Below are 10,186 nucleotides of genomic sequence, written 5' to 3' on the forward strand. Positions count from 1 at the left end.
ATATTTACAATGCTGCCGCAAGCGGTACGCCGATCGAAGAAATTTTTGAGTCATTAAAAATAGCCTAAAAATCTGTTTTTTTATTCAACTGTAAAATTATTCAAGTAAAAATGCACTATTATAGTATTGAATTAAAAAATGTATTGTTTGGGAAAATTAGAGAAATATTTACACCCGATAGTGGTTTAACTCTTGACCAAGTGGTCGCTGATTTGTCAGCTCAAGAAGTTTCAAAAGAAAGGTTCTTGAACATACCATCGGTGAGCGGGAGTGTAAATTTAATATCGGGTACGATTGCAAGTTTACCCATTAAATTATATAAGAGTGAGGGCGGGAAAGTAACGCCTATCGAAGATTATAGGGTTAATTTATTGAATGACACCACAGGGGACACCCTAGACGGCTTTCAATTTAAACAAGCCCTAGTCAATGATTTTCTTTTATATGGTGAGGGTTATTCATATGTTAACAGGCGATTGAGTAAGGTTTACGGCGGGTGTGTATAGTACATCATACGGAGATAATAATAATAACGCATATATGCAACCATCGGCTGGGTACTATGACGGGTCAAGTTGGGCGAAGGTTAACCAACCCGATTTAATATCAAGTAATATTTTAAGCGGTAAAAATATAATGGGCGTTGGTGGGGGTTAACCCTAGCCAGTTTAGGCGGAAAATATACCGCTTTCGGCACTACTACGAGCCAAACAATAAACCTTAGTTTTACGCCCGATGTAGTAATCATATATTTAATAAATCAAACGGATGTTACCAATTATTCAACAGGAACAGTTTTAAAATTGGCGGTTTATGAAGGTTCAACGGGACTTAATTACCAAATTAAGGATGCCGCGGGTAATGCTAACGCATATATTCAATGGGGTAGCGGTATTGCCGTAAGTGGTGGAACGGTTACAGTTTCAAACCTTGCGGTGGGTGTAACCTGGAGATATGTCGCAATTGCATATTAAAAAATTGGAGGTAAAAAGCTAATGAAGGAAGTAAAAGCAAAAGTATATTATGAAATAGCAACGGGCAATATTTTACTTATTACGCCCGAGGGTCAAGGCGGTTTGATGGAAACCACCAAAGAACAAGATATAAATATATATCCCGAATTAAAAGATAAAAATATACATGATATTGAGTTTATAGAATTGGAGTTCGGAACATTAGAAAGTATATTTATTAATATAAAGTCTTACCATGTGGACGTAGCCACAAAGCAATTAAAAGTGGACTATTACACCCAGGAAGAAATTGACGAAATGACTAATAATATTCCATTGTCAGCCGAGCAATTACTAGAACAGGACAACGCAAACTTATTGCTAGAATTGGTTCAAAAAGATATTTTAATTGGTCAGCTACAAGGGGGCGTATAAAATGGATTGGTTCGAGAAAATCCAAAGATATTACAACATGGGATTATATAAAAATGAGCAAGTTAAAATATTTGTAGTCGGTGAGAAAATCACGGCGGAGCAATACAAGTTGATTACTGGAATAAGATATTATTCAACAAATTAATTTTAGGGCAGTTCTTCAGGACTTTTTAAGAAGTCTTTTTGGTACGTTATAAGTGTAGCAGATAATCTTATAAAAGATTAGAAAGCTATCACTTATTTTTTTACTATAATATAAAGAGTAATTGGTTTACGTGAGTCTTTTAGGAATTTTACTTCCGTAATAAAAACTGTTAACCATCTCTTGTTATAGATATTCGATTAAGCAGGTTGAAACCAATTTAGTGGCTTTCGTGTAACTAACCAAAATGAATAGTAATAAGTGTGATGGGTACAATTATTAATTTATGAATGGAGAGAATGAACGTGATAAGTGTAGGAATAGACATATCAAAAGGAAAAAGTACAGTATGTATTATGAAACCATATGGAGAAGTAATTAGGACACCATATGAAATAAAACATACTGAAAAAGATTTATCCGACCTGGCAGATATTATTCTTGATTTTGATGAAGAAAGTAGAGTTACACTTGAAGCTACTGGAGCATATCATTTACCTGTTTTAAGTTATTTGAAACAAAAAGGTATTTTTGTAGCAGTAATTAATCCATTAATGATGAAAAAATATTCAAGCCTTACTCTCAGAAAAGGAAAAACAGATAAGATTGATTCTATAAAAATTTCAAATTATGGAATAGATAATTGGTTTCATCTTAATGATTACTGTGTATCTGATGTACTGTATGATGAGTTAAATACACTTTGTAGGCAATATAATCAATATGTAGCTATAAAGATTAAATGCAAGATTAATTTAGCTAATTTATTGGATAAAACAATGCCTGGGATTACTAACTTATTAAGAAACAATGATTATATTGGGAAATACAAACTTAATTCATTTGTTAAAGAATATTGGCATTATGATAACATAACTAAAAAAAGTGAAAAACAGTTTATCCAAAGTTATTTAAAATGGGCAAAAAGAGAAGGATATCATGCTAACGAAGCTAAAGCAAAGAGTATATATACATTGGCAAAAGAAAGCATAACAACTCTTAGCGCTCAAATGAAATCTACAAAAATGTTAGTAATTGAAGCAACACGAGTTTTTAAAGAAGTAGAAAAAACTATAAGAATGATATTGTTACAAATGCAAGAATTAGCAAAAAAATTAGATGAGTATAATGTAGTTAGAGCAATGCCTGGAGTAGGAGATGTTTTAGCACCAAGATTAATAGGTTCTATTGGAGATATAAGGCGATTCCATAATGGTAAAGCTCTAATAGCGTATGCGGGAATAGATGCACCACCATTTGAATCAGGCAATTTTAAAGGGACAAGGCAAAAGATATCGAAACGAGGATCTTCATATTTGAGAAAAACAGGATATGAAATAATGACTTCTTTAAATGCTATAAAACCGATAGAGGATTCAGTTGTATATGACTATATGTTAAAGAAAGAATCAGAAGGAAAAGCTGAAAAAGTGGCTAAAATAGCAGGATTGAATAAGTTCTTAAGGATTTATTATGCAAGAGTAAAGGAAGTATATAGTAAGGTTTGAAAATAGAATCTGTTAGAGAATAATGTTGATATGGACATATGAAGAACTTGTAATTAAATACAATTATAATATAATGTGTATATATAATAATACATGATAGTAAATTATGTTGCAGAAGCAGTAAAGGAGGATTTTTATGGAGTATGAAATCAAATTAAATTCTTTATACATATGTGTAAAGGATATGAAAAGGGCTTGTAATTTTTATGAATCAATTCTTGGTATACCGACAGAAAAAGACCATGTTGGTTTGTTTATAATAGGTGGTTTCAGATTTTTGTTGTTTGATAATGAAGAGGTTGGTGAAAAGGTTGTTTATGGTGATAATTGCCTTCCGAGTTTTGAGGTAAGTGATATTAATGCTTTCATAAAAAAAATAGAGGAATTGGGGGTGCAAATAGTATTTCCTTGTGTTCAAATATTAGATAACTGGGTATTGGAATTCAGAGATACAGAGGGCAACGATATTGAAGTATACTCAAAAGTTAAGAAACAAATTTAATTGAGTATTATATGAAGTTACGTTAATTCGTAAACATTCTTATATTGTGTATACATCAACAATTTAGATTAATAGAACAAAAAAATAATTTGCGTAAAATAGACCAAGAAAAAATTTAATAAATTAATTGGTCTATTTATTATGTAAATTTTTATTAAAGAAAAAAAGGTGAAAAAACCTGCTAAAAAGTATTGACTTTGCTTAGCAGGTTTTTATTGCCTTTTTTGGAGGGGTACAGAATGGAAAATGTTAATGTAGCACTTACTTTAGGTTGTGCAATTGCGGGGGCTTATATAGGGTATATGACCTATAAAAACACATACAGAAAGGATATACAAACCGAAACAGTTCAACAAACAAAAATCGAAGTTCAATTGTCTTATATCAGTCAAGGGATAATCGACATTCAAGGTAAATTAAATAGCCAAGATAAATTTAATACAGATATAGCGGTCAGACTTGCAACGGTTGAAAACACCGTCAAGTCGGCTCATCACAGAATAGACGAATTTGCAAATAAGGGGGAAGTATAAAAATGAATATAAATTTAAAAAACAGATTAACAAATAAAGGCTTTTGGGTGGCTTTAATAAGTGCAATAGTTGGAGTTACTCAATTATTAGGTTATAAGGTATTCCCCGATAATTGGGCGGATATACTTAATTCAATATTAGGTATATTGATAATATTAGGGGTTATAATCGACCCTACTACACCAGGGATAAGCGATAATAAAGGGGGTCAATAATTATGATTATAGGATTAAGGGGCGGACATTCCTCAAATTGTGTCGGAGCAGTTGGCATTGTAAAAGAATATGAGCAAATGCAAGAATTATATAAGGCAGTAAGCCAGGTATTAACTTCATACGGTCATACGGTTATTGATTGTAATAGTAATGAGCAAATGCAAATGCGGAACTATCAGAAGGAGCGACAAAGGCAAATAATGCGAAGGTTGATATATTTATCAGCTTACACATGAACGCCTTTGACGGGTCTGGAAATGGGGTTGAGGCTCTTGTCAGTTCTGCAAATAGTGGGGCGGTTTCATATGCTACAAACTTATGTAATAACTTTAGTGCGTTGGGCTTTAAAAACAGGGGCGTTAAGTACGAGAAACTTTACGAAATGAATCATGTTTCAGCCCCTAATATAATTTTTGAAATGTGCTTTTGTGATAGTACCGTCGATATGGCTATATATTTTAATTGCAGTTGGAAAGCCCTTGCATATAGGTTCTGTAATGCCATTGATATTAACATACCCATTCAAGCCCCAACAGACTCAAGAGGGTACATCGTTACGACCTATTTACCGCCCGATTCTGCCACATATGACGGGGTTAATATAAATAGAGCCTTAGAGCATTTCAAGGGCGTTATGTGTTACGTGAGGGGCAACGGTAAAGGCGTATGGATAGAAACGCAGTACCTACCACTTAATAAATGCAATGAGTTAAAAAGTTCTTTAGGCTCATGGTTCTATGAAATAAAAAAATCGTAAAACGTATATTTATAGGCGTAAAAAGAACTTTATGTAAAATATCTCATTTTAATTCATAATTTCATTAACTTAGGACAATATGTATTTATTTGGCATAATTATTGTGATAATGTTAAATAAGTCTAACAAAATAATAAAAGACAAAATGAAAAACGGGGGGAAGAAACAATGAAAAAAAATAAGTTACTCGCTTTTGTATTATCATTATGCCTAACAGTGGGGTTATTACCTACATTATCTGCAAGTGCGTCAGTTAAGGACAATAACACTGTTAAGATTGAATCTAAGGTTGACAAGAGCAAAGAAAAGAAAGATACTAAACAAGATACAACAACTACTACTTTAGATTTAAGTGGAATTACTACAACACCTATCAGTGAAGATGCATTAAAAGAATCAAAGGGTGTTAAAGGTAAAATTGGTAAAGCAGCATTAAAAGCGGCTGCTAGAGTTTTTCGTTCAAGTGGATTAAAAACTACATTGAATGGTTTAAAGTATTTAGGATTTAGCACATCTACTGTAAATAATATGGTGAAATACTCTTATGAAATAGCGGATGTTTTGGATGAGTTATCAACATGGACAACTGTTGTTAGAACTACAATTGCAGACCAAATTCTTTCAGCTCTAACTAATATGGGGGTTGGATATACTACTGCTAATGATGTTGCATGGTGGGTATCACAAATTATAGATTGGGGGGTATTATAATTGAACGATACTGATATTAACAATAACTTGGAAAAACGATTGTATGAATTAGAGAACAAGCAAAAAATGCTATTTATAGGAATCTGCAAAGCGATGGAAAAGATTGGAATAAAGGAAGATGATAACTTAGAATTATTTTGTGCATATTCATTGTCATATGAAGATTTTGAAAAGTTTAAGTCATTTTTAGTAGAAAGTTCAATTAGACTTCATAATGAAAATTTAAGTAAAGTTCAATTCATAGATAATTACAACGCTATCTTCCCAAATAAAAAGTTATTATTACCTAAGTTAATGGAGATAGTTGACAAATCAGATGAATTTGAACATATACGTAATTTATATTTCGATAGAAAATAAGTATTTATAATTAAGGCTACTGATAAATGTATCAGTAGCCTTTTTTGTGTTCCCATATAAAATTCTATTTATATTTATTGTGATATTTCTTTAAATAAGAAACGTAAAAATAAACATTTCGTTGCTATTTTATATCTTTTTTCATATGAAATTGAATTAGTATCTTTCATAAAGCTTTCTAAATCTTCCATTGAGACATCGGCATAAATGGATATTGTTTCTAAATTAAGCTTAAGTCCATATGCCGTTAAGTATTCAATTGCCCCTTGTACTCTATCATCATCTTTTACCATTGTTATATCCATAGCTAATGATGAAATAACCCGTGTAAATTTAGAAAATTGTTCAAGAGATAAAAATAAGTCTAGTTCCTCAATTTGTCCATTATAAAATTTTTCTAATGAATTTATATCAATGCCCGTGGCTCTACTTAAAAAACTTAATTCAAATTTAAAGTTTTCAACTAAATCGGTTAATAGTTCTCTTAATGTACGTGGGTCACTTTGAATTTCTAACATGGTTATTATCTCCCTTTATTACTATTAATTAATACTAAGTCATATTAACTTATAACTTATTCCTACAAACTAAAACATTTATGTAATAATTTATAATGGAAATGAAATATATTTACATTATAAACCTATAATGTAAATGCTGTCTACTTTATGTAAAAATAATTGTTTACTTTTCCAATGCATGAGTTATAATTAAATTACTAATTAAAACATATTGTGTAAAAAAGTAAACCCCACCGTAAAATAAAATTACGATGGGGTTTTCTTTTTGTAAAAATAAGAATATATAATACGAAAATTAACTTAAGACTTATTGAATATTAATCTAAATTAATGTAATATACTTATATATAGGAACATATGTTAAATTTTTCAAACAATAAACCCTGCAATTAGTGACCGGCAAATCATAACATTGCAGAGTCCAAAGAAATGCTAACAACATAATGCAAGCAATGTAATTATAGTATATTCATGTGAGTTTGTCCACGGTATAGAATTTAATTACATAATGTGCAAATTTTGCATTTAGTTTTTAGCATCTCTGTAAAGAGAGAGGGGAAAACGTAAATGTTTAATAATGAAATTATGCCAACACATGAAAAAATAAAAAAAATACGAACAATGCTTAACGTAACTCAGGAAGAAATTGCAGAAGGTGTTTGTACTACAAATTGGCTAAGTCAAGTTGAAAAGGATAAGAAAAAGTTAAGTATTAACTTAGCTACTGGAATTGCTGGAAATTTTAATAAAATTATAAATGAAAAAGGAATAAAGATTGAATTAATTATGCCAAAAGAACTTATGCAAGATGAAGATGAGCAAGCAAATTATATTTTCACTAATAGCATTATGAAGGAATTAAAAGAAATTAAAGACATAGATTTGTTTGACAAAAAGTTGTCTGAAGCTGAAGAATTAATTGAAAAGTATAATATTACAGATAATAATAAAATAAAGTTATATAAATTATCTGCTGATTTTTACTACAATAAAAACAGGTATTCTAAAAGTGATTATATGTGCGATATTGGATTAAAAATGAGCATCAATAATAGTATCGAGGAAGTGACGTTTTTTATATATAAATCCAGAAATAATATAGCTACAATGAATTATATTAAAGCATTACAGCAATTAGATTACGCAGAGAAACTAAATAATCTTATAATGGAAGATGAACTTTCTATAATGATATTGTATTATAAGGCGACTACATATAAAAAAATAGGTGAGTATGATACCGCTTTAGAATATTTTGAAATACTAGAGAAATTTGAGATAAAAGATAAAAAGATGTTATTAAAAATAAAAATGAACCATTCAAATTGCTTGAATGATTATCATAAATTTAATGAAGCAGAAGAAAAGTATAAAGAAACACTAAATATTTCTATAGAATACGATAATAAACACTTTATAGCTATGACTTACAGGAATTTAGCTGAATTGTACCTTAATAAAAAAATTTACAAATCAGCATCAATGTATATTAAAGAATGTTTGAGATATAGCACATATAATGAAGATATGGGAGAGTATCTATATTTTGCATCTAAGATACTTGAAAACCTAAATGAAGATGTCGAGCATTATCTTGTACAAGCATTAGAGATATGTGAGCAAAAAGATATAGAGAATGTAAACCTAATTGAAAAAATACTCTATGAATTGACATTGATTTATATAAAAAAAGAGAACAAAGAAAATTTAATGTTAATGGCAGATAGAGCTAAAGAATTAAATATAGATTACTCTTTAATCTACTCAGAGATTAGTGAGTATTATAGAGGTCGAAATGACGAGAAAAGCAAATATTTTAGCAAAAAATCAAGGGAAAAAACAAAACAGATTAAAGGAATCTAAAAAAAATATTTTTTTATCGCAAATTATATTAATATATTACAAACTTAAACTAAGGCTTTGTCGCTTAGTTTGAATTTTGAAGGAGGTGAAATTATGAAAAAAATTGTACTAGCAGTTCTTGCAACATCAATGCTACTATCTAATGTTGCGTTTGCTTCAACAAAAACTACACATACTAAGAGTACTCAAAATAGCACAATATCTAAGGTGACACAAAATAATGGATATCAATTAATGACTCACGATGCAAATTAATAATGACAATGAGTAATAAAAAACACTGCAAAATTTAATGAAAAAATATGGAAAAACTTTAACTAAATTCAAGTGGATTTGGTTAAAGTTTTTTAAATTTGTGAAAAATTAAATGTATATATATAATTGAGTTCATAGCAAGTATTTAAAGTAAATAAGGAGATAATATATGGGGGAAAATGAGGGAATTAAAATTGAAAAATGATGAAGCTATTTCTAAGTTTAACCAAGCTATGGAAATAGCTAGAGCAAATCTACATAAAGCAATTGAAATATATGGACGGAGTTCTAACGAAGTGATAATTGCCAGTAGAAATTTAGATACATATATAAACATGAGCATGAAAAGAGAAGTTTGACTTTGAGATAGATATGTGGAGACATATGTTACACATAGCAATAACCAACAATAAATAATATTTATAGAAAGGTAAGGGTTTTATGGTAATTAAAGAAGCAATAGAAATATTTAGGGAAGATACTTCAATCGAAACGTTTAAAAAAGAAATTGAACTATTAAAAAGTGCTGGATACAAAATATCTAAGGAAACTAACGATTATGTATGTTTTGGTCAATCCACAACAGTAGTTGATTCAGATTTACTCATTAATAAAAAAATGCAAGTAAAAATATAAGAGAGCCAAAAAAAGAGCCACTTTGTAAATATGAGGTCTAGAACGACATTAATATATATTAATCAATATATGTAAATGTTGTGGAGCAGTCCTTCACGTTTTATCAACAATATGAATAGAGAAAAAGGGGATTGTTCGGGGATTGTTCGACGATATTAAAGCAAATTTAACGGGTTTTAGTGAATCTGTGAGAAACGCTAAAACGTAGTAAAATAGAGGGTTTCAGAACATAACAGAAGATTATAGAATATAACAGAATTCGACTGGGGATTCCCGCTGGGAGTACCAAGTTGCATTAAGAAACGGCTTAACCATGAGGGTTGAGGCGTTTTTGTTTGTGTGCCCAGCATGGGCACGTACTAATCGGTGAAAGTCCGTAATGGGGGCTGATAGTGCCAACCATTAGCTTAAGACAAGGGTGTCCATCGCGAGGTGGAATCTGAAGGAAGTCGGCGGCAAAGCCTTGGTCTGAGGTACACGAATCATATTTGAGGCTCAATTCTGTGGGTAAACTTGCAAAACAAAGTAAAGCCCAATAACTATCCGAAACAGAAAGAGTAAATGTGGCAGATGGATGAGACTAACTATATGAAGTCAATATAAGTTAATAAAAAAATCATATTTTTTAGTCAATAAAAAAGTGCATGACAAATAAAGCAACTATGTTTCTTGGAAATTTAAGGAATTACATTTGTGGAACAAATGAGGTATTGGTTTTTAAAAGATAAAAAATAACACGTATTAGTTTTTTGGCTACATGGCTCATAGCAATATAATAATGCTTGCCTTCACTTT

Annotated in this window: 17 protein-coding genes; 16 read left to right on the plus strand and 1 reads right to left on the minus strand. The window is 30.4% G+C overall.

What is annotated here, in order from left to right; genetic code table 11:
- The first annotated feature begins 143 nt into the window (after positions 1 to 143).
- The 12 genes from CLPUN_RS02195 to CLPUN_RS02240 all read left to right on the plus strand — a co-directional run bounded on the left by CLPUN_RS02195 (position 144) and on the right by CLPUN_RS02240 (position 6,116).
- Positions 144 to 506, plus strand: a complete 363-nt coding sequence (locus CLPUN_RS02195) for a phage portal protein (RefSeq protein WP_207652734.1) — start codon at positions 144 to 146, stop codon at positions 504 to 506.
- Positions 499 to 657: a hypothetical protein gene (locus tag CLPUN_RS27420; RefSeq protein WP_158078679.1), complete on the plus strand. Its 159-nt coding sequence runs from the start codon at positions 499 to 501 to the stop codon at positions 655 to 657. Before CLPUN_RS02195 ends, CLPUN_RS27420 begins: the two co-directional genes overlap by 8 nt.
- A gap of 338 nt (positions 658 to 995) precedes the next feature.
- On the plus strand, positions 996 to 1,388 hold the full coding sequence (locus CLPUN_RS02200) for a hypothetical protein (RefSeq protein ID WP_077845746.1): 393 nt from the start codon (positions 996 to 998) through the stop codon (positions 1,386 to 1,388).
- Between the two features lies 1 nt (position 1,389).
- On the plus strand, positions 1,390 to 1,533 hold the full coding sequence (locus CLPUN_RS02205) for an XkdX family protein (protein WP_077845747.1): 144 nt from the start codon (positions 1,390 to 1,392) through the stop codon (positions 1,531 to 1,533).
- A gap of 296 nt (positions 1,534 to 1,829) precedes the next feature.
- A complete protein-coding gene (locus CLPUN_RS02210; protein ID WP_077845748.1) occupies positions 1,830 to 3,038 on the plus strand; it encodes an IS110 family RNA-guided transposase in 1,209 nt (402 codons plus the stop codon).
- Between the two features lie 136 nt (positions 3,039 to 3,174).
- Positions 3,175 to 3,540: a VOC family protein gene (locus CLPUN_RS02215; protein ID WP_077845749.1), complete on the plus strand. Its 366-nt coding sequence runs from the start codon at positions 3,175 to 3,177 to the stop codon at positions 3,538 to 3,540.
- Between the two features lie 215 nt (positions 3,541 to 3,755).
- Entirely contained in the window at positions 3,756 to 4,073 is a 318-nt protein-coding gene (locus tag CLPUN_RS02220) for a hypothetical protein (RefSeq protein WP_143328953.1), read from the plus strand.
- Positions 4,074 to 4,075: 2 nt separating this feature from the next.
- Positions 4,076 to 4,288, plus strand: a complete 213-nt coding sequence (locus tag CLPUN_RS02225) for a phage holin (RefSeq protein ID WP_077845751.1) — start codon at positions 4,076 to 4,078, stop codon at positions 4,286 to 4,288.
- 2 nt (positions 4,289 to 4,290) lie between these two features.
- The gene (locus tag CLPUN_RS28445; RefSeq protein ID WP_242954023.1) at positions 4,291 to 4,524 is read left to right on the plus strand and encodes an N-acetylmuramoyl-L-alanine amidase CwlD; all 234 of its coding nucleotides are present in this window, start codon (positions 4,291 to 4,293) and stop codon (positions 4,522 to 4,524) included.
- Positions 4,509 to 5,045 (plus strand): N-acetylmuramoyl-L-alanine amidase, encoded by a 537-nt coding sequence (locus CLPUN_RS02230; RefSeq protein ID WP_242954024.1) that lies wholly within the window; start codon positions 4,509 to 4,511, stop codon positions 5,043 to 5,045. Before CLPUN_RS28445 ends, CLPUN_RS02230 begins: the two co-directional genes overlap by 16 nt.
- Before the next feature lie 168 nt (positions 5,046 to 5,213).
- Positions 5,214 to 5,756, plus strand: coding sequence for a hypothetical protein (locus tag CLPUN_RS02235; RefSeq protein WP_077845752.1), 543 nt, complete (start codon positions 5,214 to 5,216; stop codon positions 5,754 to 5,756).
- Positions 5,757 to 6,116: a hypothetical protein gene (locus CLPUN_RS02240; protein ID WP_077845753.1), complete on the plus strand. Its 360-nt coding sequence runs from the start codon at positions 5,757 to 5,759 to the stop codon at positions 6,114 to 6,116.
- Between the two features lie 74 nt (positions 6,117 to 6,190).
- On the opposite strand, the gene CLPUN_RS02245 is transcribed toward CLPUN_RS02240, so the two are convergent.
- Positions 6,191 to 6,634 carry an HTH domain-containing protein gene (locus CLPUN_RS02245; protein WP_077845754.1) on the minus strand — a complete coding sequence of 148 codons (444 nt, stop codon included), beginning with the start codon at positions 6,632 to 6,634 and terminating at the stop codon, positions 6,191 to 6,193.
- A 570-nt stretch (positions 6,635 to 7,204) separates the two neighbouring features.
- Here CLPUN_RS02245 and CLPUN_RS02250 point away from each other — a divergent pair.
- The 4 genes from CLPUN_RS02250 to CLPUN_RS02260 all read left to right on the plus strand — a co-directional run bounded on the left by CLPUN_RS02250 (position 7,205) and on the right by CLPUN_RS02260 (position 9,391).
- Positions 7,205 to 8,500, plus strand: a complete 1,296-nt coding sequence (locus CLPUN_RS02250) for a helix-turn-helix domain-containing protein (RefSeq protein WP_077845755.1) — start codon at positions 7,205 to 7,207, stop codon at positions 8,498 to 8,500.
- A 93-nt stretch (positions 8,501 to 8,593) separates the two neighbouring features.
- Positions 8,594 to 8,755, plus strand: a complete 162-nt coding sequence (locus CLPUN_RS27945) for a hypothetical protein (RefSeq protein WP_198944277.1) — start codon at positions 8,594 to 8,596, stop codon at positions 8,753 to 8,755.
- A gap of 179 nt (positions 8,756 to 8,934) precedes the next feature.
- A complete protein-coding gene (locus CLPUN_RS02255; protein WP_077845756.1) occupies positions 8,935 to 9,114 on the plus strand; it encodes an aspartyl-phosphate phosphatase Spo0E family protein in 180 nt (59 codons plus the stop codon).
- A gap of 82 nt (positions 9,115 to 9,196) precedes the next feature.
- Complete coding sequence (locus CLPUN_RS02260; protein WP_077845757.1) at positions 9,197 to 9,391, plus strand: hypothetical protein; 195 nt, start codon at positions 9,197 to 9,199, stop codon at positions 9,389 to 9,391.
- Positions 9,392 to 10,186: the final 795 nt, after the last annotated feature.

It is taken from the genome of Clostridium puniceum (assembly GCF_002006345.1).
Classification (GTDB): domain Bacteria; phylum Bacillota; class Clostridia; order Clostridiales; family Clostridiaceae; genus Clostridium; species Clostridium puniceum.